17 protein-coding genes and 2 pseudogenes are annotated in these 23,478 nt (G+C 53.7%); 13 read left to right on the top strand and 6 right to left on the bottom strand.

Annotation, left to right across the window (positions count from 1 at the left end):
- Positions 1–220 precede the first annotated feature (220 nt).
- Both CQ011_RS17985 and CQ011_RS09445 read left to right on the top strand, forming a co-directional pair.
- Entirely contained in the window at positions 221–382 is a 162-nt protein-coding gene (locus CQ011_RS17985) for a hypothetical protein (RefSeq protein ID WP_219844202.1), read from the top strand.
- Positions 383–769 (top strand): aldo/keto reductase, encoded by a 387-nt coding sequence (locus CQ011_RS09445; protein ID WP_219844203.1) that lies wholly within the window; start codon positions 383–385, stop codon positions 767–769.
- Between the two features lie 758 nt (positions 770–1,527).
- Here the strand turns inward: CQ011_RS09445 and CQ011_RS09455 are convergent.
- Positions 1,528–2,562, bottom strand: a complete 1,035-nt coding sequence (locus CQ011_RS09455) for a hypothetical protein (protein WP_146112595.1) — start codon at positions 2,560–2,562, stop codon at positions 1,528–1,530.
- Between the two features lie 384 nt (positions 2,563–2,946).
- Here CQ011_RS09455 and CQ011_RS09460 point away from each other — a divergent pair, with 384 nt between their 5' ends.
- Positions 2,947–3,144 carry a hypothetical protein gene (locus tag CQ011_RS09460; protein WP_105677277.1) on the top strand — a complete coding sequence of 66 codons (198 nt, stop codon included), beginning with the start codon at positions 2,947–2,949 and terminating at the stop codon, positions 3,142–3,144.
- A 323-nt stretch (positions 3,145–3,467) separates the two neighbouring features.
- On the opposite strand, the gene CQ011_RS09465 is transcribed toward CQ011_RS09460, so the two are convergent.
- From CQ011_RS09465 to CQ011_RS18190, 3 genes and pseudogenes are all read right to left on the bottom strand, one after another.
- Positions 3,468–5,222, bottom strand: a complete 1,755-nt coding sequence (locus tag CQ011_RS09465) for a hypothetical protein (RefSeq protein ID WP_105677279.1) — start codon at positions 5,220–5,222, stop codon at positions 3,468–3,470.
- A 273-nt stretch (positions 5,223–5,495) separates the two neighbouring features.
- Positions 5,496–6,494, bottom strand: a pseudogene (locus CQ011_RS09470) (DDE-type integrase/transposase/recombinase); the annotation flags it as partial.
- A 69-nt stretch (positions 6,495–6,563) separates the two neighbouring features.
- A pseudogene (locus CQ011_RS18190) lies at positions 6,564–6,941 on the bottom strand (transposase); the annotation flags it as partial.
- Between the two features lie 406 nt (positions 6,942–7,347).
- Here CQ011_RS18190 and CQ011_RS09475 point away from each other — a divergent pair.
- Complete coding sequence (locus tag CQ011_RS09475) at positions 7,348–8,427, top strand: IS110 family RNA-guided transposase (protein ID WP_105677283.1); 1,080 nt, start codon at positions 7,348–7,350, stop codon at positions 8,425–8,427.
- A gap of 268 nt (positions 8,428–8,695) precedes the next feature.
- On the opposite strand, the gene CQ011_RS09480 is transcribed toward CQ011_RS09475, so the two are convergent.
- Complete coding sequence (locus tag CQ011_RS09480) at positions 8,696–10,591, bottom strand: AAA family ATPase (protein WP_105677288.1); 1,896 nt, start codon at positions 10,589–10,591, stop codon at positions 8,696–8,698.
- A 349-nt stretch (positions 10,592–10,940) separates the two neighbouring features.
- Here CQ011_RS09480 and CQ011_RS09485 point away from each other — a divergent pair, with 349 nt between their 5' ends.
- The 9 genes from CQ011_RS09485 (at position 10,941) to CQ011_RS09525 (ending at position 22,501) form a co-directional block, all read left to right on the top strand.
- On the top strand, positions 10,941–11,873 hold the full coding sequence (locus CQ011_RS09485) for a restriction endonuclease (protein WP_105677291.1): 933 nt from the start codon (positions 10,941–10,943) through the stop codon (positions 11,871–11,873).
- Positions 11,874–12,193: 320 nt separating this feature from the next.
- Positions 12,194–12,583 carry a (deoxy)nucleoside triphosphate pyrophosphohydrolase gene (locus CQ011_RS09490; protein ID WP_105677296.1) on the top strand — a complete coding sequence of 130 codons (390 nt, stop codon included), beginning with the start codon at positions 12,194–12,196 and terminating at the stop codon, positions 12,581–12,583.
- Positions 12,583–15,567 (top strand): DUF3427 domain-containing protein, encoded by a 2,985-nt coding sequence (locus CQ011_RS09495; RefSeq protein WP_286161145.1) that lies wholly within the window; start codon positions 12,583–12,585, stop codon positions 15,565–15,567. Before CQ011_RS09490 ends, CQ011_RS09495 begins: the two co-directional genes overlap by 1 nt.
- Before the next feature lie 291 nt (positions 15,568–15,858).
- On the top strand, positions 15,859–16,806 hold the full coding sequence (locus tag CQ011_RS18050) for an HNH endonuclease (RefSeq protein WP_286161146.1): 948 nt from the start codon (positions 15,859–15,861) through the stop codon (positions 16,804–16,806).
- Positions 16,807–17,125: 319 nt separating this feature from the next.
- Positions 17,126–18,223: a nucleoside hydrolase gene (locus CQ011_RS09505; RefSeq protein ID WP_286161147.1), complete on the top strand. Its 1,098-nt coding sequence runs from the start codon at positions 17,126–17,128 to the stop codon at positions 18,221–18,223.
- A gap of 119 nt (positions 18,224–18,342) precedes the next feature.
- Entirely contained in the window at positions 18,343–19,149 is an 807-nt protein-coding gene (locus CQ011_RS09510; RefSeq protein ID WP_105677299.1) for a glycosyl transferase family 9, read from the top strand.
- Positions 19,150–19,160: 11 nt separating this feature from the next.
- Positions 19,161–19,916, top strand: a complete 756-nt coding sequence (locus tag CQ011_RS09515) for an energy-coupling factor transporter transmembrane component T family protein (protein WP_105677302.1) — start codon at positions 19,161–19,163, stop codon at positions 19,914–19,916.
- Positions 19,916–21,307 (top strand): ABC transporter ATP-binding protein, encoded by a 1,392-nt coding sequence (locus CQ011_RS09520; protein ID WP_181148060.1) that lies wholly within the window; start codon positions 19,916–19,918, stop codon positions 21,305–21,307. The genes CQ011_RS09515 and CQ011_RS09520 overlap by 1 nt, the downstream gene beginning before the upstream one ends.
- A gap of 120 nt (positions 21,308–21,427) precedes the next feature.
- A complete protein-coding gene (locus tag CQ011_RS09525; protein ID WP_105677309.1) occupies positions 21,428–22,501 on the top strand; it encodes an alkene reductase in 1,074 nt (357 codons plus the stop codon).
- A gap of 94 nt (positions 22,502–22,595) precedes the next feature.
- On the opposite strand, the gene CQ011_RS09530 is transcribed toward CQ011_RS09525, so the two are convergent.
- Positions 22,596–23,447 (bottom strand): transporter substrate-binding domain-containing protein, encoded by an 852-nt coding sequence (locus tag CQ011_RS09530; protein WP_105677313.1) that lies wholly within the window; start codon positions 23,445–23,447, stop codon positions 22,596–22,598.
- Between the last annotated feature and the right edge of the window lie 31 nt (positions 23,448–23,478).

The raw sequence follows: 23,478 nt of genomic DNA on the forward strand, positions 1-23,478 counted from the left end.
TTCCTGGGATCGATTTCCTCGCAACAATATGGAAGACTCCCGTCTGCAGCGCCGAGCAGCCGCCGGTGGGCCAATAGGATGTTTGACTCGCCCGGCGCTCGCCGGTGTAGAACTGTAGGATTCTGGTGACTTGTTGGAAAGCTGCACGTGACAGCGAGGTTGCCATTCGCGACGACCATTCCCCGCTCTAGTAACTGATTGTCTTTTACAAGGAGCGCGTATGAGTATCCTCGGAACCTCAAACCTCGAAGTCTTCGGACTGAACATTGTAGGAAATACCTTCGGGTGGACCACGGGCGAAGCCGCCTCCTACGGTGTGCTTGACGCGTTTGTGGAAGCTGGTGGCAACTTCGTTGACTCCGCTGGTTCCTACCCGGTGTGAATGGAAGGCAACCCGGGTGGGGAATCCGAGAAAATCATAGGCTCGTGGCTGGACAAGGGTGGTCGTGAACGTCTGTTGGTGGCCACAAAGGTTGCCCAGCACCCCGAGTTGCCCGAGCCGTCCGTTGGGAACATGGCAGCTGCCACGGTTGCCTCGCTCACACGGTTGGGCACCGATTACATCGACCTGTACTACGCACACCAGTACGATCCGCACACGCCCATCGCTGAGAGTGCGGCTGCCTTCGACGCCTTGGTGCGCAGTGGCAAAATCCGCCACATAGGCTTTCCAACTTCCCTGCCGGCAAGATCGATAGGTGGTTCGCCGTTTCGGCTGCTGAGGGTTTTGCCGCTTCATTGGCATTGCAGCCAAAGTGCAACTCGGTGAGCCAGTCCAGGATTCCGGGGTTTCCCGTTTGTGTTCCCGACCGAAATTTTGAACCGGGCTGGGTGCCCCTAACGTGGCCCGGGAGAGTATATGTCTTCCTCACGCGTAAACAGCGTGCGGGTCCGTGAGCAAGGCACTTTTCTTCATCGAATAGCCGCTCGACGATACTGTCACAAATCAGATCCTGACGAGCCGACACGTCACAATCCATCGGGTCATCGCAAGCTGAAATTCCTCAACAGCCGAGACAGCTGTCGGACGCGGGCGTTAGCGGCCATCACTGACCAAGTTCTATCGAGCTCGTGTACAGCTTGAGCAGAGCCTCAGCGACCATCAACAGTTGGTAAGACAACAAAGTCGCGCAAACCGCAGTGGCCCACACTGCTAGATTCGGCCCCGACACGAGAGCCCCAAATGCAGACCAGGCGGTGCTGGCAACGCCAACGAGGACCGTCCAAATTAAGTGAGTTCCGAGCCCGTCGACGAGAGTCTTCCGCTCTAAATAACCAGCAGTTTGGGGAGCCGTGGTTATGTCGACCCTTTTCTCCCAAAATCTCATCGCCATGGTGAAAGTTAGGCCAGTGATGATAGAAGTCGCTGTGAGGACCGCACCCACAGCAATAGTGCTGACGTGCTGCCAAATCATCACGCCTCCGGGGGCCAAAGATAGGACGAGTAGTCCAATCTCTGTCCATCGGATTACGCGCCAGGAGACTGGTCGAGACTTCGTGAACTGGCCTCGGAATATCTCAGTTGGACTAAGGACTGTCAAAATAGGTCACCTCCCATGGGACGCGCTGGGTTCCGTCCCAGTTCAAGAACTTACTGTCCTTAGGCAATTTCTGGCCACTTACAATATCAAACTGGCCTGAAATGTCGTCGATGATGTTCTCGCACACACCCAAGAACTGCTCATCCGTAGGATAGCTGCTCGTACTGACAACTTGCCCGTTTATCGTTGCTCCGTTGATCGGGTAAATCAGTGCCGGGCCCGCGTCATCGATCTTGAAAGTCCGAGGGGGGCCATCTCCTGTCTCCACTTTCATAGAGGCTTCCCAGCCCTTTGAATCGATCGGAGCCGACACACCAAACTCACTTCCTTCTTGCGTAAGAATGCCATAGACCTTCTTTGCGTCAATCTTGTGACCGTTGGCCATTAGATCCTTAACCTTTCGTTTGCCCCGGAAGCCGACACGGATACTAACGCGACTACCTGAGTCCAAATACCGACCGCTGGCGTCTCGCTTACCTGGGGCTTTAAAAACAAGATCGCTGTAAGAGGCATTGACGAGTGCAGCCAACGTTGTCATGGCATCGATAGAAAAAGTGAGGGCCGGAAATTTTTCAGTCAACACTTGATGGAGCGCCGGCCTCAGGAACGAGATCGCGCCGTAAATGCCGTGCCGCTCAGCAAAAATCAAAGCAGTATGCCCATTGGGAGGGAAATAGATGAGATGGCGAAGCGCGACATATTCTACGTCCCCGACAGTTCGAGCGACGACGCCCGTATGCTGCTTGAGCGTGCTCTGAATGCCTTTCCTTCCAGGCTCGACTTTTAGAAGATAGCCAACCCCTGCAGCCGCCCGGACCGATTTAAGAACATAATGCTTGTTGGGGTCTTGTTTGTCCTGATACCCACCCGTGCGATTCAGTATCGCCGCCAAGACGTTGCCAGTGGCGTCTTCGAGCCCGGTTTTTTTGCCATCAATATCGGCCAGAGTCTTCGCGACTGGAGGATTACTCCTACGAATTTTCGTCTGGAAGACGTACGGCGCGATCATATAGTTGCTCAAGTTGGCTGTTCCCCACTAGTGGACGCGACGAGAGACTGCCGCGTGAATTCGTTCATTTGCTCGTAGAGCCCAATATCGCACAGAATCACGAGGGTATCCCAACCCGCGACCGATGTCGTATATTACGACGAGCACCAATGACACCGAGCACTAGGCACCCAGATTCAACAGTGGCCTCAGCAACGATTCTGTGCTGGTCAAAAATCACTATCTGAGTGTCCGAGATCCGGTGGTCGTCCAAATTGACGACCGTGGTTGCAGCGTTAGTGACGCACTAAAGGTGGCTAGCCCCAGGCCAGCCACTACCAACAATTACAGACGGTTCACAATCCACTTTTTCGGCCCTCGCGGGCTTTCAATAGCGAACTAGAAAGGAAAGTACAAATGGCAAAACGGGTGGTAGATGAACGAGGAGACGGAAAATGGGGATTGCGGATCGTCGCTGACAACGCCATTATCATTGCCATGGACAGGACCCAAAGCTACGAGAACGAGCACGATGCTCGATCTATGACCTATAAAATCCTGGGTGGTGAATATGCAGATGCGGAGAAGTCCCGGCGGGAATGGAGCGCTAAGTAATCCAAGGAGCTTCCCCAAACGGATTCATGGCCGCAGTTCCTAAGATTAGGATCCTAGAAACTTCGGGCATGGCCGAAAGCGTGTGCATCCGCTTTTGCTCCCGGTATAGCCATATAAGATTTCGAAGCGACCTTGGTGCGATTTGTCGTCTTCGTCAAAGGTGTGCTGTATGCATTCCCTAGATTTTTCTTGCTTACGGCCTCGCGGAGAAATCGCCGATGCTTTGATGGACGTCGTTCTGGAAGTCTGAGCGGAGTCGGCTAAGGGTGTCCGGGACATTCGGGACAAGAGCACCTTTTCCCCTGTCTCTGTGCAACGAGACGCTACGAGCTGCCACCCAGTGTCGGGATGTCCGGTAGAGCCTTCTTCTCTTCCTCTGAGAGCACTCGGACAAGCACCTTGCTGTCATCAACGCTCCATACGTCGTATCTGCCCCCCTCCAGCTCTTGATCTCGCTGATGCAGTGAGCCTGAAAACACGTAGGCGAGATAGCCCAGGTTGACGGATACACCCTGTAACTCGATTCGCCAAGGTACAAGCATCGTAAGCGTTCTGACTTCGTCCGATACCGTGGAGTCATGATCCGTTGCAACGAGCGTCATGCGCTCCGTGAGCGTCTGCCCTTGGAGCAGAGTGCCCGCACGCAGAACCTCGAGAATTGATTTTTCCTCCATGTGTTCAAGATTCGGAAAATGCAGCCTTTGTGCAGTGTGTTCCTGGATGAGTTTGAGCGCCTCGGCCACGTCGACCCACAGATCGGTAATGTTGGCGTCCCTTTCCATCAACGGCTCTCGAAGGTCAGGTATGGGACCGAATCGCGGAGCGAAGGTCAACGTATTAGGGGCTTTCATTTTCTGATAGAAGCGCAGCACTGGCAGAACATCGATGGCAAGCTTTCCATGCGGAGGGTGGACCGTTGTGGCCATCCCCGAGGTTTGCTCATCCACATCAAACCTCAGACGAACTCCCAAGACGCCGCAGTCATCAATCAGGCGCGACTCCATACCCCTCGGGCCAAGGTCCCCAGCAGGAACGCCTGTCGTGGTGTATTCCCGCTGAAATACGAGTGAATCAACCAGGCAGTCTTCCTCGTCGAAGAGCACCAAACGCTGCTCGCGTTCCTCTTCGTGGATATCGGAAACCGGAAACACCATTACGCTTGCATTCTCGAAGTCTCCTCCGAGTCCTCCAGGGAACGTAGATGAACCACTAACGCCAGTAGACAACTCCATTGGACTGCCAAACTTTCTAAAGTCCTGGATTGCGGTCTCTTCCTCGGACTCACGCTTTGCAGTCATGACGACGTTGATCTTCAGCGGATTCAGCTGCGACGCCACCTGGTTCTTCACATAGACATCTATGCGCACGCTCACCTGTCCGTCGCCCATCAAGGTAGAGAGGACTACCCCGGGTTTGATGTTCGTCAGCTCCTCGCGCACGTCTTTCCTGTCGGGAGTCTTGAACTGTGGTTCCACATGGATTCCATAGGAGTAGAACGGGTCTTCACGGTTGAGTATCTCCGTGGTCTCCCTGAGCTCGTCCGCAAAGCCGGAGAAGTCTCTACTTTGGACGTCTTCTTCCCTAATGTTTTTCAGGCGCAATCCCTGGACCATGGATAACGCCATCTTCCGAATACGCTCGGCGTTCCCGCCCAAGTAATAATCAACGATGTGTGGGTATTTGCTGGCCCAAAAATCGCACTGTGTCAAACCATCCCAAATAGGCTCTGGCAGATCTTTTCCGGTGACATACTCCGTCACCCACTTCTTCGTTTCTAAGGTTGCGTCCCAAGGCATCACCAAATGCCATTCGTCCACCTGCAAATCTTTGACCCGGGGGTCAGCGCACAATCTATCGACCGACTTCTTAACCTGGTTTGCCTGGCTAGCTGAAAGGGGACCTGCGAACTTCTTCACTTGGTAGACACGTGTCTTATCGGTCTTGACCAACACGTCAATACCACCGTCGCCAATGGACGGAGTGATCCGTTCCGCGGCCGGATGATCCCCGCTGATGAACATCGCGACCACCGATTCGATGTCTTCCCCGGTGTATCTCGTCCATTCAATGCGTGACATTCAGATCTCTCCTCGGTCGTCTACGGCTTGTTCACATCATAGCGATGCGTATATCCGCCGACGATCCACGGCCCCCGGCAAACTATCAGGATTAGGTATAAGAGAATGCGCAGTACTGGATACACCGTGTGCAAATGCAACCCATCCGACCAGAGGAACGTACCCTCGTGTGACTCGTATGTGAAAAAATTTCCATATTCACACTTGGATTCTTCGCCCTGCATAAACGGAATTTTTCAAGTCAAACGGTACCAACGCAAGTCTAAATAACTATCAAGCAGCCTGAACTGCCCGAGCCTGAGGATTGTTAATCCACGCAGCTTCAGGCATCGCCAAAATCTTCGGATCCTGCGACGTACTAAAACGTTCAGGATACCGAGAACGAGCCGCCGCCAGCGTCTGTGAACGCTTCGCAGCGACCGAATCAGCCAACCCAAAATGAACGTCCGCCGTCGTATGCAACCCAATCCCCGAATGCTGATGAGCATGATTGTACCACTGCACGAATTCACTGATAAACAAGCGCGCATCACTCAATAAAGAGAAACGTTCAGGGAACTGCGGAGCATACTTCAAAGTTTTAAATAACGATTCTGAGTAGGGATTATCGTTACTCACCCTCGGTCTTGAATGCGATCTAGTCACTTCTAAATCAGAGAGCAAAGCCGCGACCGTCTTCGATGTCATGCTAGTCCCGCGGTCCGCGTGGACTACTAAAGGTATTCCATGAACACCAAAGATTTCTTTCATCATTTCCACAGCCAGGCGGTCGGACTCGGTAGCGTGCACGTGCGCACCAACGATATACCGTGAATAAATATCGACCATGAGATAGCAGTCGAAGTACTTGCCTTTCACAGGGCCTGCTAATTTTGTGATGTCCCAACTGATCACCTCACCTGGGGCGTTAGCCTCCAGCTCGGGGATGGCACGCGGCTTATGCTTCGCCAACCGGCGGCGTTCCTTGACCAGGCGGTTCTCATTGAGTACCCGGTAGAACGTTGATAAAGAACCCAAATATTGTCCGTCATCGAGTAACTTTGCATAGACCTGCATCGGGGCCATATCCACACATTCTGGGCTGTTCAAAGCGTCAAGAATCGCAGCCCGTTCAGCATCAGTGAGCTTGTTCGGTGGTACTGGACGCGGAGCGTCTTGCGGTTTGCTCGGCTTGCGGTTCATCGTTGTGCGTGAAACGCCGACCATGTCAGCGGCGTTCCGTTGCGGGATTTTGATGCCCAGCAGCTGTTGGTAAGCTCGCTTCATCGCTTCATCGCTTCATCGCTTCATCGCTTCATCGCTTCATCGCTTCATCGCTTCATCGCTTCATCGCTTCGTGGGCTTCGGTTCGTCCTGCGACTCGTTGATGGCGTTCTCGAAGAACGCCGAGAGTTTTCCCATGATGTCTAGGGCGTCCTCGGTTTTCTTCCGCTTGTCCTCGCTCACCTCTAACTGGCGGCGCAGACGGGCAATTTCGGCTTGCTCGGCGGAAAGTTTCCCAATGCGAGTGCCGTCCGTTTTTCCTTCGAGGACTCCGGCGTCACGTAGTTTGCGCCATTCGGTGATCTGCGAGGAGTACACTCCGTTCTCGCGCAGGTAGGCGCCGCCTTGTTGCTCGGAGATCGCGGCTTCGTAGCCCGCAAGTAGTTCAAGTTTTTCGGTGGGGGTGAATGTCCTGCGTCGGGATGGTCCACCGGCGCGGGCTCCGGGATTAGTCATAGGACTATCTTGTCCTAGTTGGGTTACGGCTAGGTTCGACACGGGTGTTAGTTTCCTGGTTCTTGCCCTACATGCTGGGGTGGATTTGCTGTGAGGCGTTGGTACCGTTCAACCCTGACACTGTGAGACTTGAGGCAGCTGGTCTGGGACTAGCTGGCAGGATAGGGACTGGCCGTCCTGCCTCGTGATTGTGACTCACCTGACACGTGACCCGTTGGTGTCTTTCCTACGACTTGTCCAATCATGTGGCGGTCGGCCGGTACCGTCCGGCCCACCTCGGTGACTTGATCAGAAGGTTGTCCGCCCCAGGGCGTGGCTCATCACAGTGTTGTTCCGAAGTGACCTCTACCCGGACTGGTGCCGGCCGACAGCGGCCATGCTCATATCCGTGAAAAGGAAAGGAACAATGACCGCCATGTCTATCGTCGCGCATTCACATGCGTTTGTCGTCGGGGTCGACACTCACGCCCGCAACCACGTTTACGCCATCATTGCCGCCACGACCGGCGAGCTCGTCGCTACCAGGGACTTCCCCACGACCGGTGCCGGCATCAACCGCGCCATGGCATGGGTAGCCCGCCGGACCGGTGCGGACCTTGCCGCGCTCTGGGTGATCGAGGGCCCGGCTTCCTACGGAGCCATACTTGCCGGAACCGTGGCAGCCAAGGGATACCCGGTTGTCGAGGCTGCACGGATGGACGCCCGGGCCCACCACGGAGTCGGCAAATCCGATGAACTCGATGCCCAGCGGATCGCTCGCGCCGTGATGCCGCTGGAGGAGAAGCAACTGCGCCGGCCGAGGCTGAATGAAGGTATCCGTGCGGCGCTGAGGGTCTTAGTGTCTGCGCGTGATTCCATGACCGGTGAGCGGACCCGTGCAGTGAACGCGCTGACCGCCCTGGTGCGCGTCAACGAGCTGGGTTTGGATGCCCGCAAGGCCCTAACCGGAGAGCAAGTTACCGAAGTGTCACGGTGGCGCGCACGGGAGGAAGAACTGGGACTCTCTGTGGCTCGTACCGAGGCGGTTCGGTTGGCGAAGCGGATTGGTGAGCTCGACAAGGAAGTGGCCGACAACAACAACAAGATCACCAACCTCGTCAAGGTCAGCGAAGCCGCGCCACTGCTGGAAGTGAAGGGCTTCGGAGCCATCACGGCCGCCACGTGCCTGACGGTGTGGTCCCACCGGGGCCGGGTCCACTCGGAAGCCGCGTACGCTTCCCTCGCCGGGGTGAACCCGATCCCGGCCTCATCGGGGAACACCGTCCGCCACCGACTCAACCGAGGCGGCGACCGGGCTCTGAACAGCGCGCTTCACATGGTCGCCATCACGCGGATAACCCACGACGAGGAAACCCGCAAATACGTGCAGAAGCGGGAAGCAGAAGGACTGAGCACCAAGGAAATTCGACGATGCATCAAACGCTATCTTGCCCGGCGGGTCTACCGCATTTTCAACTCACAAGCGGAGGCTTTGACCGCCGGTTGACAGACATAGAAGGGTCGTAGGGAAATGCCCCATCGTTAGTTTGGCAACTAAAAGTCTTACCATGCGTCAATGCATCTAACCGGCACACTGACGCTTTCTGGGTAGGTTGGAACTGCCCGCGTCGGTGGGCGGTGGTTAGATGTTCGGAGGTCTCAATCCAAGAAAGATTCACTAGAAATCATCGGCGCCTTTATGAGGCGCTGTGAATCGGAGGGGCACACTTGCCGCCGTTGATAGAGCGAGAACCAAGTCCAGTAGATAGATGCCCTTAGCTGGGCAAGTGCGAGTTGATTATCTTGATGAGTGATTCGGCTCGGTCCAATGTTGCGGCTGGGATCTTATAGCGTGATGGCTTTTCCAGCAGATACTTTGCTGGCTTGAAGTGGTTCAACTTCCCCCTATTGATGCCCCGGGCTTTGAATACTTCGCCAATGCGCTGTGTGACCCTATCCCCCTTTGGTAAGTCTGAAACCTTTATGGTGTTTTCTCCCAGCTGTTCCGAATATGACCCGTTAACCAGTTTTAAGTAGAAAGAAACGTCGAAAATGTCTTCCACATCTGCCTCTGGACGGCCAACGATGTCGCTGATCAGCACAATGCCTGCATCCGAGAGCTTGCCGGCACGTTCCAACCGCTCTATGGCGTCTCGATCGGCCATCGACGAATCAGCTAGCACCGCGATGTTGAGTCTATTAGCGCCCAAAAGCGACACAAACGCGGGAAGTTTAGCGACACCCCCGATCGGTGCCATCGCCCATCGAGAATCAAGTGCTCCCCGACCCAAGGATTCGAGTTTCTGCGACAAAACCTCTAGGTACATAAGATCAGACGGGCCTTCGACTACCAGTGTGTCCGGTGCGACGAACAACGTTTGCGCCAGCTCTACACCCATTGCAGCGTGCAAGGGAAAAGCGGTTTCCGAGTCAGCGTAGAAGACATCATCCGAGATTTTGGTCCCCTCGTTATCCCTGTCGATGACGGTCCGAACCCTGTTAATTGCATGTGGGTCGATCATGAAGGGCGAGTGCGTCGAGAAGATCACCTGGTGCTTTGGGGCGAGTCGTTCGTCGATGAAGCGTAAAAGGTCGGCTTGAGCCGAAGCGTGGAGGTTAATTCCAGGCTCATCAAGAAGCAGAATCAAAGGCTGCTCGGATTTTTCCTCCAGCGAGGAGAAGTACGCCAGGAAAGAAAAGAACCAGACGAAGCCACGGGATCTTTCGTCAAAGGGAACCGTGACATGGTGTCGCTGGTTTTCGACTCGGATCTGCAGCCAAGGACCTTGGGAGGTGCCCGAGTTGTCCGTCGTCGCAGCGATCAAGGTGATTTTTACTGCAAGGTTTTTATTCTGTGACCAATACTGAAAGACCTCGTCAGAGATCGCGTTGGAAGCATTCTCCGAATCACGAATCAGGTGTTCATGGGATTCTGGTTCAAGGAAATCCTCAAGTTCTGCTCCAGCGGCACTGAGCAGCGAAACGACGGCCTGCTCGCTACGCTCCAGGGTCGAGGCATTCCTCTTTGACACGAGATCAGGGATGGACACTTTTCCCGGCATTGAATCGTAGTCATCGAAGTAAACGAACTTGGGGCGAAGTTTAACAAGAATGTTGATTGCCGCAAGAAGTGGATCGGAATCCGGCCACTCGGCGATCTTATCAATAGTGTCTTGCACGGTTGAGATGGGCGCCTCTACAGCTCTTAGAGCAACCGTTAGTTCTGAAACTGACTTGGCCGCGTCGACTCGGGATTGTTCGGAAGGAGCTAACTCTAGTGTTTTCCGTAGATGATTCACGACGGCGGTTTCATCTATCTTTAGGCCCCAGGCCGATGCCTTGTAGTTGTATCCAGTAGTGACGGCGATGCTGTGGGACATTAACGCGCCCTCACCCAGTTCAGCTTCGACGGCTAAAACATCGACGGCGTCGAGTTCGTAAGACAAGATGGTGACAGGAATTTTCCCGCCAGCCTTTCTTTCCCTGGACTTTGTCGTGGGGTAATCGAGACCCGCATCAAATGCCACATGCGGCTCCACGGGATAGCTCTTGTACAGTGCCTGCAGGGCCGCCGACTTTCCGGATTCATTCTTTCCTACCAAACTTGTGACGTCTCGTTCGATCGGGAATTCACTGCCGTCCTCGATGCTCTTATAACGACGGATTGACACATTGGTTAGCTTCAAAGTTCCCCCATAGACCCATCAAGTTGATTGAATCGGATTCTATCCGAAAGTGAGAGTACATCTAGATCGACCCGCCATGATTGATCCAGGCCTCTTGGCAAAGCCGCCTAATGTTTAGGGGCCGCGGCTCACCACTTTTTACTTATGCCTCGCATCTCGTTAATAGATTCTGCACTGAGAGTCAGGATGAAAACTTGAGATTATCTGGGCTATGGAACTTGGGCTGTGGTGCGTAGTAGAAGTGCCTGAAAAGTTACAGGCTGCCGCTGCCCAGCACTATGATGGATATTTGCTGTCTGCAATAACCAGATCAGGTTTGATGAGGAGAAACTAGATGACCCAAAGTTTAGATGAGACCGTTGAATCGGAAGTTCCCATCTGGCCTCATTTGGTAAGGTATGTTCTCGAAGTACTGAATTCAGGGGAGACTCTACACAGGCGTGACATGGTCAGTCGCGCTATAGACGCTGCCGACTTGTCTGCGGTTGCCCGAGCAGAGACTCTCAACTCTGGTGGGCTTCGTTCCGTTCAGCGTATTGGGTGGGCCATCAGCAACTTGTTCAAGGCAGGATGGATTGAGCGGCCTATACGGGCCAACTACAGAATTACTGACAAAGGCAGACAATGGTTTGCTGAACACCCGGAGGGCATTCGTAGTTTCTCCGAGGCCAATCTGACTTTCGCTGATTATTGGCCGCAGGTGCAGAAGACGCAATCGGCGGAAGCAGCTGAACTCGTCGTAACCGATGTTGCAGATCCAATTGAGCAGATTGAAGCCGGCATTAACCGGATAACATCCGACGTCGGGGATTCGCTCCTTCAGCGTCTGCGAGACAGCCACCCGGACTTCTTCGAAGAAGCTGTGGTCAAGCTGTTGCTAGCGATGGGTTATGGAGGTGCCGAACAACGTGGTCGTCGTATTGGCGGTTCGGGGGACGGCGGAGTGGACGGTGTCATTGACCAGGATGCCCTGGGCCTTGACCGAATCTATGTGCAAGCGAAGAGATACGCCGAGGGAAGCAACATCGGCCGAGAAACTATCCAGGCATTCGTAGGTGCCCTACATGGGGTTTCGGCAACCAAGGGCGTGTTCATCACGACTAGTGCCTTTACTCAGCATGCCAAAGACTATGCGTCCGGCATTCCGACTCGCACTATTCTGATCGACGGAAATCGCCTAGTCTCTCTCATGATTAAGTACCGCGTTGGCGTCCAAATTGAGAGAAGATATGATGTCGTGGACATCGATGAGGACTTCTTCGAGTAGACCAATGAGCTACGAGTGGGTTGTTCCGGTGAAACCTTGGGGAAATATATCCTACTCGTAGCTTCGAGGCTGTGTCCCTTCAGGAATAGTCTGTCAGAGACGTCGTCGAAGCTCGGAACCAATTTATCGAGTGAAATTCGTTTTGCTTTCAAATGTTTGGTGAGTGAAGTCCAACTGATCGCGCGATAAATAAATGGAGGCAGAAGATACACGCTCGAATCCGCTCCTCATGCGGTTTAGTGTGATTCCGTCTGTTCGGACCGATAGGATCGTAACTATCGGAAGTAGCGATTCGAGACTTATGTCAGAGGAGAATTAGCTTGAAGAAGCAAATCAATGTTGTTGGTGCCGTTATCGTCAGGAACGATGAAATCCTTTGCGCTCAACGAGGCCTGAACGGAAGTCTCGGCGGCATGTGGGAATTCCCTGGTGGCAAAATCGAGCCGAAAGAAACTCCTCGCGAAGCACTTGAACGCGAGATTCGAGAGGAACTCCTCTGCACGGTCAAAGTGGACGATCAGGTCACGAGTACCACCTATGAATATGACTTCGGAATTGTTACTCTGACAACCTTCTATTGCGAGTTAGTTGAAGGAGAACCGCAGCTCACGGAGCATGAAGATGCAAAGTGGCTCAAACGCGATGAACTCTTGTCCTTGGAGTGGGCGCCAGCGGACATTCCTGCGGTGGAACTCATCCAGGCGGCATAGTGAATACTAATGCTGATCTCGTTCTTGGTAGTGGTTTTTCAAGAGACATCACTTTCGGATTCTTAGACGGGAAGCAGCAATCTCGCCGCCATCACCACCCTCGCGTCGTATTGAACGCGGACGGCAATACGGTTCTGCGCATCCTTCGCGAAGAGCTCGCCCGTTGCGACGAATTCATTTTCTCCGTCGCCTTCGTCACCCCGAATGCGATTGCTTTGCTAAAACAGGAGCTCGTGGAATTTTCTGGTCGGGGAACGATTGTCACCTCCGATTATTTGGGCTTCAACTCGCCATTGGCTTTTAGCGAGCTACTGAACCTTGAAAATCTAGGGATCAACGTTCGAATTCACAACGCGGGAGCCTTTCACCCGAAGGGCTATATCTTCAAAACCGAGAATATGGTTACGGCCATGATCGGCAGTTCAAATTTGACCGGTAGCGCGATCGTGAAAAATCATGAATGGAACCTGAAAGTTTCAGCATCCGAGGGCAGCGATCTAGCCGACCAGCTTTCTTTGTTGACCCAGAACCAGCTTGAAGAATCCATAGCACTGAGCCAACGGTGGATAGATGCGTATGCGGAACAGTACACACCTCCTCCGATACATCGAAAAGTAGTAACTGCCCCTCGAACTGATGCTGATGAGCATCTCCTGCAGGTAGAGGCTGAACAAGATCTTGAAGTGACCGGTCAATCGCCGGATGGCGCTGCGTCGTCCGAGTTGCTCATGCCTATCCTTCCGAATCAGATGCAAACGGAGGCGCTCAAGGCGCTGGAACAGGTTCGGACGAGCGGGGAGTCGAAGGCCATAGTTATTTCGGCAACCGGTACGGGAAAGACGATCCTCTCAGCATTGGAAGTAAGGGCAGCTCATCCTGGCCGGTTCTTATTTATCGTCCACCGCGAGCAGATCCTCGATAAAACCATCCAAGAGTACCGACGCGTTATCGGTGGCGACCGCAACGAGTTTGGCAAACTTGCGGGAACCTCAAAACAAAGTGACCTCAAGTTTGTTTTCGCAACCGTGCAGACCTTATCTCAAGACCGTGTGCTGCACGAGCTTCAGCCCGATGCTTTTGACTACATCATCGTTGATGAGGCTCATCGTGTTGGATCTCCGACATACAAGAAGGTTCTTGAGTATCTCGATCCTACTTTCTTGCTGGGCCTAACCGCTACGCCAGAGCGAAGCGACGGGTTCAACGTCTTTGAATTTTTCGACTACAACGTACCGTATGAGATTCGCTTGAATCACGCATTGGAAGAGAACATGCTGAGCCCGTTTCACTACTACGGGATAGCCGACGTAATGCTTGATGACCAGACGACTTTAGACAGCGCTGATGATCTGGGCCATCTAGTAACAGCTGATCGTGTTCACCACATTATTGACGCGCTGACTAAGTATGGTCAGGCTGGTATCGATCCCAAGGGACTTATTTTCTGTTCTCGCAAAGTCGAAGCTGCTGCGCTGTCGGCAGCGATGAACCAGCAGAAGCTGCATGGAAAAACATTGCGGACAGTGAGCCTGAGCGGTGACGATCCGGTAGAGCAGCGAGAACAAGTAGTTGGGCAGCTGGAGCGCGGAGAACTCGACTATATCCTCACCGTCGACATCTTCAACGAGGGGGTGGACATCCCGACCGTGAATCAGGTCGTGATGCTTCGCCAAACTCAATCGGCAATAGTTTTCGTACAGCAGCTTGGGCGCGGTTTACGTAAGGCACCGATGAAGGATTACTTGGTGGTAATCGACTTCATTGGAAACTACGCGAACAACTATATGATTCCTATTGCGCTCTTTGGTGATGAGTCATTGAACAAAGAGTCGCTGAAAGAGAAACTCATTTCCACTGAACAGGCAGGCGTGCTTGCCGGTTTGTCCAGTGTTCGTTTCGATAAGATCTCGCAGCAGCGTGTACTTGATTCCATCCGCACGACTGCCCTGGACAGCATTCAAAAACTGCGCGGTGCAATGCAAGCTATGCAGAATAGGGTTGGGCAAGCCCCAAAGTTGTTTGACTTCTATCGTTTTGAATCAGTTGATCCTGTGTTGCTAGCGACCAAGAAAGAGAACTACCCGGTACTCGTGAAGAGCCTCTTGCGTATCGATCATGACCTCAGCCAAGATGAGCTCCGAGCGCTTTCCTTGCTATCGCATGAAGTTTTAACAGCGAAGCGTTTACATGAGTTCGTACTCGTTCGAGAACTAACTTCGCGTGGTTCTGTTACTTTAGACGAATTCTCGGATGCCCTCAGCAAATTTGGCATCAACGCGACCGAGCGTGAGTTGTTCAGCGCGATCGAAACTTTGACTCTTACTAATCACTCGCAAGTCGACCTGACCCGCTACGGCGTTCAGCTGGCGGCCCTTGAAGGTCGGAATATCATAGCGAATGCCGAGTTCTTAAACTCCTACCGCATGCATGACTCGTTTGCCGCCGAAGTAGAAGACATTCTGCAAACTGGTATAGCGCTCGTGAGCGACCGCTATGACGGTGGGCAACCGTTCATCGTTGGTGGTCAGTACTCACGCAAGGAAGTTACGAGGCTTCTGGGCCTTCCTCGCAAATGGACATCAACACTTTACGGGTACAAAGTTGACGCAAATTCAAAGACTTGCCCGATTTTCGTGACCCTTCATAAATCGGACGATATTTCGGCCAGTACCGCGTACCAGGACGAACTCGTCGACTCAGCACATCTGCGCTGGTTCACTAGGTCTAGGCGCACCTTGCGAAGTGACGAAGTGCGACGCATCGTTGCCAACGAAGTAGATCTACACATTTTCGTTAAGAAAGACGACGCAGAGGGAACTGAATTCTTCTATCTGGGCCAGGCAGACGCACGCAATCCTGAACAAACCCACATGCTTGGAAAAGACAATGAACAGCTAGACGTTGTCACCATGGATCTGCATTTTGATAAGCCCATTGATAACGCGTTGTACGACTACCTGAACCCGAATGAGGATCTCACTTAGAACCGACGGCTCTATATGAATTCTCCACTCGCGGTTAGCTGCTGTCCGTTCAGATGCGGCTGTCACCCTCTGCTCAAACGTTTCGACGATGAAAATATTCTTCTCGGATGCGAGCAAACCATGTTTGACGAAAAGACATTTAAGTTTCCGACAATGGGCTGGGGTCCCATAAAGTAGGGTATTTCTGGAATGGCGTTAATTCCCCGATGAGGCGCATCGGCCCGGGTTCTCATTGGCTACTCCGATATGCTGTAACTACTTAAGATTATTCGGTGGCAGGAGAAAATATCCGTGGAAGGTGACCATTGGACTCCTGATCGTGATCGGCGGTTGCGTGAGGAAGCGATAAGATGGCTCAAAATCAGAACTAATGATGGGGCCGTACCACTGACTCGGGAAGAAATTAAAGATTTCCAGTTTGATGGTGAATATTTCGCTCTACAAGCAACACAGCAAGGAATTCGAAAACCCCGACAACTCTCAGCGGCATTGTCTGTTCAAACGGTCTATCGCAAAGTTGGACAGCCCCGTCCGTATGAGGATTCCGTTGGACCAGACGGACTTCTTCGGTATATGTGGCAGGGCGATGATCCTGAACATCGAGATAACCGTGCTCTACGTGCCGCTATGAACGCCGATCTTCCCATTATTTGGTTTATCGGCGTAGGGATGGGGCCAGCATTATTCCAAATCATCTGCCCGGTCTACATAATTGCAGAGGAGCCCGAGCAGAAGCGATTTGTCATTGTGCCACACGATGAAGAAGCCTCGGCGCTTAGAGGCGCAGGCAAGATCACTGTTATGCAAGATACGGTTAGAAAGTATCTAACCGCCGAAACCAAAATTAGACTTCACCAGCCGGTTTTTAGATCCACAGTATTGCGAGCTTATGAAGACCGATGCGCGGTATGCAATCTGGGGCATCGTGTACTTTTGGACGCCGCGCATATTGTGCCGGACTCTCATGAGTTGGGAATAGCGTCGGTCGTGAACGGTCTGGCCCTGTGCAAGATTCACCATGCTGCTTTTGACTCCGGACTTCTCGGCATTCGACCCGATTTAGTTGTTCAAATTCGGCCTGACTTAATGCTTGAACGCGACGGGCCAATGCTGCAATATGGACTTCAGGAGCGTCACGGTCAGAAACTGATGATGTTACCGGGGAAAAAAGCAGAACAGCCACGAACGGATCTTCTCGAAATCTCATACGAGAGATTCCTGAATCCGAAAAGCGCCTGAGACAACTCGTATTGCCAATTAAGTCATTGTGTTTTGAAAATTTATAGGAGTGGCAGAATAGAGCGCATGGTCGTGGCGTGCAGCAAGAGAAGATTAACTGCATAGTAAGTGGCATCTTGTCTTGGATATGAGTCATCAGATTCGTCGCTAAAGTCAACGTTAGTCAGAGGCTAAATGCCGAAGCCGCGCTCTTGCAAGCGGGACTTTCCATGATTTTCCCATGTCTGCGACAAACACTGGTCTGACTTTAGGCGTGCATAAATGATTCTCCTGTAGTGCGAACAAAACTCAGTATTCCCAGACCGATTTAGGATTAATAGTGAAAAAATCTGAGACCGGCTGTCAACAAATTATTCAAGAACCCCAAGTTCGCCTGCTCATCGACAACGACACAGGCATCGATGATGCGCTTGCCCTGGCATACCTCTGCGCGTGCGATCATGTACGGATTAAGGCCATCACCAGCACGCCTGGCAACGTCGACGTTGATCAAGTCGTGGTCAACAACCGTGCCTTGTTATCGCTCTGCGGCCTGCCTGATTTTCCGGTTCTCATAGGTGCCCGCGAACCCCTAGAAGTTCCGTTGGTCACGACACCTGAAACTCATGGACCACAGGGAGTCGGGTATGCGACGCTACCGACTCCAGAGACCGCAGTGGCGCACAAAGAAGACGCTGTGAATTACTGGATCGAAGCCGCACGAGCTAACCCTGGCGAGTTAACAGTTTTGCTTACCGCACCGCTCACCAACTTCGCCTTGGCGCTACGCCGCGAACCAAAGCTGCCATGGCTTTTGCGGAAAGTGGTCATCATGGGTGGGGCTTTCTACTATCAAGGCAACACAACCCCTACGGCCGAGTGGAACACCCACGTGGATCCACACGCTGCTAAGGAAGTCTTTGCTGCCTATACAACAGCAGCTGAACAAGGATTAGAGGAGGATAAGCTTCCGATTATCTGTTCCTTAGACACCACGGAACGATTCGAGATGCAGCCAGAGTTTCTTACCCGATTGGCTGAAGAAGCTGGATGCACCGAGCCTGAACTCGTCTTGGCTACTGATCCCGAAGGGATGCTCAGTACCGCATCCAATCCGCTAGTGCGCTACCTTTCAGACGCACTACGTTTCTACTTCGAGTTCCACCGTCACTACGATCAGGGCTACATTGCCCATGTACATGACTTCTTTGCCGCAGGTGTCGCTGCTGGAACTCTTGAATACCAAACTCGACTCGCAACCGTTGATGTGGAAACCGAATCAAAGCTCCTCTTCGGAACCACCGTGGCTGATTACCGAGGTCTGTGGGGTAAACCGGCAAATGCTCGCATAGTGTCCAGCAACGATCCCGAATCAGGGTTTGCAGAGCTACTAACCCGCCTTGGTGTACTAGCCCGAAAACTCGACACGAATTCCTGAGCCGTAACCTTGGTGAGCTAGACTCATCTACCGGGTCGAGGTGACATTAGATCCAGCATTCGAGCGTACCCGTGAGGACTACGGTGCGCACTCGTACTCGTATACAGGATTGCCTCTCTATGTCACCGAACCTGCTCTTGCCCGAAGAATCGGCCACGCGCGTTATGCGCCGCCGACTACTGGCCATCACCGGAACCCTGCTCCTTGTAGGAACGTACCTAACTTTGGTCATCACCCAGCCCATGGGAATCGTTGAGGGCCTTGGACGGGGAGTCGCGCTAGCTACCTTTGCAGCCTACTTAGCTGCTGCCGTTTTGTTACTGCTTGCGGTGCTTCCAGACCTGCCAGTATCCACGCTTACGCTGATTCCGGTTGCGCTGGCCCTGAACATCATCTTGGGCCAGTTTGTGGGCTCAGTGATGGTCCCGCTTTACCTGGATTCCATTGGCACGGTGCTAGTTGGTTTCCTAGCCGGCCGCCGAGCAGGCGCCGCCACTGGTGTGCTCAGCACGCTGATCTGGTCGCTCTTTGCTCCCACGGTATTGCCCTTCGCAGCAGGTGCCGCGTTGGTTGGTTTCCTTGCCGGAACCGCTGCACGTTTCGGCGCACTGCGCCGTCCATACTTTGCTCCGGTGGCAGGTCTAGTTGCCGGTGTGCTGGTTGGAGTAGTTTCATCTCCCGTCGCTGCGTTTGTTTATGGAGGAACCTCAGGAGTCGGCACCGGCGCAGTCGTTGCTGCCTTCCGCTCCATGGGGGACTCGCTACTCTCAGCAGTCACCAAACAAGCTTTGATCTCAGACCCGGGGGACAAGGCTATCGTCTTCCTGATTGCGGCCCTTCTGGTCTACGCACTGCCTAAGCGCTTGAGCGGTAGCTTTGAATTTATCCGCCGTCACCGTGTTCTGGGCCAGCGCGGACCCAAGTAGATTTCAACTCCATGTCCCGCTCCATTAGCTTGCATCCATTCACCGTGCTGTCACTGGCGGTGGCCACCGTTACGATAACCACCGCTGCTGGCAGCTGGCTGCTGGGTTGCGCGGTCATCACTGCCTGTTTGGTGCTGGCCGGATGGGTTGGACGGTTACAACGGTTGGTGGTCATGGCGGTTGCTATCTTGCTTCCTACTTTTGCTTCCCTGCTGTTGATCCACGGGCTCGTTGCCACGGATGCCTCAGCATTGATTGCTGCGGCAGGACCGTTCAGGGTGACTACCGGCGGTTTGGAAACAGCCATGACTTTGGGGCTGCGCACCGCGGTACTGGTGGTGGTGGGTCTGCTCTGTACTCTGCTGATAGACACGCACCAGCTGGTGGCTGCCATAGATCTATCTCCTGCACCGCCGCAGGTTGGGTACTTACTTGCAGCCTCACTCTTTCTCCTGCCACAAATGGCAGAGAAACAGCGTGCCATTGGTCAGGCGCAGACCCTGCGCAAGGCTGGCACCGGACGCGGCCTTACTGGTTGGTTAAAACGTGTCCGGTTGCGAGCAGTGCCATTGGTACTTGCCTCGCTACAAGATGCTCACGACAGGTCTGTGCATTTAGCTGCCCGAGGTTTTCCCGCGGCCGGTGCCCACACCAGATTGCGCGCAGTCCAAGATTCACTTATCCAACGCCGAATTCGCTGGGTTGCCTTGTTCTGTGCGGTAATGGGTCCTTTGGTTATCTTGGCCCCTCTTTGGGGGAGTAAATGATGGAGATTCAAAAGAATTCTTTCACCGGAAAATCTACGGTGCTTGCTCTGGAAATTGAGCGATTTCGATACTCTGGCGCAGAATCTGATACCTTGCAAAGCGTTGATTTGGAACTGGCTCCGGGTTCGCTGACGGTCATCGTGGGGGATTCTGGTTCTGGAAAATCCACCTTGGGCGCGCTGCTGGCAGGTATGCTGCCACGACCAGCCGCGGATGAGTGCCGGGGATCAATCAACCTAGCTGGACAGCGGGTCCAATACTCTGCACAGGATTCTCCACGGATTGACGTAGCTGGTTGGGCCAAGCATGTGGGCCTGCTCCCGCAAGAAGCTGGCCACTACCTTTCGCGGATTCGTGAAATCGTGGCCGAGGAACTCGTCTTCTCGCTTGAAAACGAGGGCGCAACACGTGAACAGATGCACCAGCAGATCTCCACACTGTCGCAGCGATTCTCCTTGGGGCATCTGCTCAAACGGGATCCCGCTAAACTGTCGGGCGGGCAGGAACGTCTGGTTGCTCTGGCAGCCTTGTCGGTTTCTGATCCTTCGGTGATGGTTCTAGATGAGCCGCTTGCTGGCTTGGATGCCGAAGCTACAGTCACGGTGACCGAGATGATTGCCCGGCTGCGCTCTGGTGGTACGGCATTGTTAGTGCTAAGTCGAACGGCCGGGCCATGGACTGCTAGCGCGGATGCTGTCTGGACCTTAGCGAACGGGCATCTCCACAAAGCCAATGGCGCAAGTATCGAACGCAATGCTGCTGCGACAGCAGTACAGCGAAGTCCTATCGCTACAGATGGCCGGACTCTACTGGAATTTTCTGGGGTCAAATTGGGCTATCCGAAATCCGAAGAACCGGCGGTACAGGGCCTGGACCTGCAAGTACGTGCCGGAGAGTGCGTGGCGCTGGCCGGCGCTAACGGATCCGGAAAAACGACGGTACTCAAAGCCGCTGCTGGACTGCTCAAACCATCTTCCGGGACTATCCAAGTGTCGGCGGAAACTGGCCTGCTGTTGCAGAATCCTTCGGATCAGCTCTTTGAACGGACCGTGCTGCGCGAGGTCACTTTTGGACTGCCCAAAAAGAGTGCTGCACGAGCAAAGGTTCCAGAAATACTCGCTCAACTTGGTCTATCTTCGGATGCAGATAGCCACCCTTACGAATTACCGGCGTCCGCACGCCGGCTCGTGGCACTGGCTACCGTTCTTGTCCGCGAACCCAAAATTTTGCTATTGGACGAGCCAACCGAAGCCTTGGACATTTGGGGTGTTGCCGCGTTGCGTCGAGTCATCGACTCGGTGTTAGCCCACGGGGGAGCAGTACTTTTCTCTTCTCATGATCAAAATTTCATGGATCAAATTGCAGACCGAGTTCAGCTGATGTCTGGGTAAAAAGGTACGCGGGGAGCCATCCGACCGAACGTTAGCCGACTCACTATCGGCGCCTGGGCGGAATAGGTAAACGGTCTAGCTCGTTGGATGAGGTACCAACAATCTTCAGGAGCTTTACCTATGGATCTGTTCTCCCCGATTACCCTCGGCGATCTCAATCTTTCAAATCGTCTCGTCATGGCCCCGTTAACTAGGTCCCGTTCGGATGAAGACGGTGTGCCCAACGAACAAGTTGTCGAGTACTACCGGCAGCGTGCTTCCATGGGTTTGATTGTCAGCGAAGGCGTTTACCCCAGCGCTATCGGCCAAGGATTTGTTCGCCAGCCAGGTCTGGTCACCGAAGAGCAGATTGCCGGATGGCAGAAGGTCACCGACGCGGTGCACGCCGAAGGCGGGCTGATTGTGGCACAGGTGATGCACGCAGGACGCGTAACGCACCCCGAAACTACTGGCGTTGACCATGTAGTTGCGCCCAGTGCCATCGCAGTAGAAGGACAGACACGCACCTACACCGGAAAGCACGACTTCCCGGTTCCGCATGCGCTGGGCGCCGACGAGTTGCCGGGAGTCATTGAAGAATTTGTTCAAGGCTCGCGCAATGCCATTGCCGCCGGGTTTGACGGTGTAGAACTGCACGGTGCCAATGGCTACCTGCTCCATGAGTTCCTTGCTCCTAGTTCCAATACCCGAACCGACGTCTATGGTGGATCGCCACAGAACCGTGCACGTTTTGTCATTGAGGTAGTCACCGCGGTGGCTAATGAAATTGGTGCAGGGAAAACCGGTCTGCGCATTTCGCCAGAGCACAATGTCCAGGGCGCTGTAGAAAGTGATTCTGCGGATGTTGCCGCTACCTACAAGGCTCTGCTGGAAGGCATTGCGCCCTTGGGCTTGGCCGCGTTGAGCGTCTTGCACAAGGATCCAGCTGGTGAATTGGTTCAGTCCTTGCGCACTGCTTTTGGTGGTCCGCTGTTGCTCAACACCGGATTCCAGACAATAACCACATTTGAAGATGCGGCTACCGTGGCCGCCGGTGGCTGGGGTGACGCAGTAGTTGTGGGCCGTCCAGCGATTTCGAATCCAGACTTGGTACGTCGCTGGCGAGAAGAACTGCCACTAAACGAACCTGACGCTTCCACGTTCTACACTCCAGGGGAACGTGGCTACACGGATTACCCGTTCTGGCAGAACTAGCAGTAACTCTCAAGACCATTCAGCCCCACTCGCCGAGAAATATCGGAGAGTGGGGCTGAATGTTTAACCGTTGGTTATGGGCCATCATTCGCAGCTACCCGAACCATGGTTTCTCGGCCGTTTTGAGCGTCCCATCATTTTTGGACATGTTCAGCCACTGATCAACGTACTCTTGGAATTCATCGTCGCCTAGTGGCAAAAGATAGGCCTTTTGAGAGAAATTGAATGGCTTATCAGGATGTACCGCGCACAGCTCTGGATGCTCATTGGCGACCCACCGAGTTTCAGAAGCATCGGTGGTCATCACGTCAGCGCGTCCTGCGATGATCTCATCAAAGATCTTGTTGTTGTCTTCAAAACGAATGATCTCTGCGTCCGGGTAGTGCTCGTCAGCGAACTTCTCGTTGGTTCCACCAATAGGAGTAATTGACCGGACCCCGGGCTTGTTGATTTCCTTGATGGTGTCGTATTTCTCCACGTTTTCACACAGCGTGATGGGAGTCTTTCCCTCGTCCAAGGTGGCTTCACTGAAGTAGGCCTGCTGGGAACGCTCCAAGGAAATCGAAACACCGCCCACGGCGAGATCACACTTGGATTTGAAATCTGGCATCAAATCCTTCCACGTGGTCTGAATGAACTCGGGTTCGGCGCCCAGTGACTGGGCAAGATTCTTGGCCATCGTGATATCGATACCTGACCAGTCACCGGACTTGGGATCCAGATATGTGAATGGCCGGTAATCGCCGGTCGTGCAGACCTTGAGTGTTCCCGAGTCGCTGATGGCAGTCAGCCGACTGTCCTGAGCTACTGGGTCTTTGTCATCGCCGGCGCCGGCGCCGGGGTCCTGGGCGGGAGCGGAACACCCGGAGAGGAGTAGGGTGGCGCCGAGTGCTAGCAATGGCAACTGGCGGGTGATGGATGGCTTCTTCTGTGGCTTGTCGCTCATAACCCATCAACCTATAAGGGCGGAAGGCAGG

This window comes from Arthrobacter sp. MYb213, from assembly GCF_002979915.1.
GTDB lineage: Bacteria > Actinomycetota > Actinomycetes > Actinomycetales > Micrococcaceae > Glutamicibacter.

Bases quoted from the DNA above. Each gene is read 5' to 3' on its own strand.
- CQ011_RS17985 (WP_219844202.1), top strand. From the start codon at position 221: ATGAGTATCCTCGGAACCTCAAACCTCGAAGTCTTCGGACTGAACATT.
- CQ011_RS09445 (WP_219844203.1), top strand. From the start codon at position 383: ATGGAAGGCAACCCGGGTGGGGAATCCGAGAAAATCATAGGCTCGTGG.
- CQ011_RS09460 (WP_105677277.1), top strand. From the start codon at position 2,947: ATGGCAAAACGGGTGGTAGATGAACGAGGAGACGGAAAATGGGGATTG.
- CQ011_RS09465 (WP_105677279.1), bottom strand. From the start codon at position 5,222: ATGTCACGCATTGAATGGACGAGATACACCGGGGAAGACATCGAATCG.
- CQ011_RS09475 (WP_105677283.1), top strand. From the start codon at position 7,348: ATGACCGCCATGTCTATCGTCGCGCATTCACATGCGTTTGTCGTCGGG.
- CQ011_RS09485 (WP_105677291.1), top strand. From the start codon at position 10,941: ATGACCCAAAGTTTAGATGAGACCGTTGAATCGGAAGTTCCCATCTGG.
- CQ011_RS09510 (WP_105677299.1), top strand. From the start codon at position 18,343: ATGTCACCGAACCTGCTCTTGCCCGAAGAATCGGCCACGCGCGTTATG.
- CQ011_RS09515 (WP_105677302.1), top strand. From the start codon at position 19,161: ATGTCCCGCTCCATTAGCTTGCATCCATTCACCGTGCTGTCACTGGCG.
- CQ011_RS09520 (WP_181148060.1), top strand. From the start codon at position 19,916: ATGGAGATTCAAAAGAATTCTTTCACCGGAAAATCTACGGTGCTTGCT.
- CQ011_RS09525 (WP_105677309.1), top strand. From the start codon at position 21,428: ATGGATCTGTTCTCCCCGATTACCCTCGGCGATCTCAATCTTTCAAAT.
- CQ011_RS09530 (WP_105677313.1), bottom strand. From the start codon at position 23,447: ATGAGCGACAAGCCACAGAAGAAGCCATCCATCACCCGCCAGTTGCCA.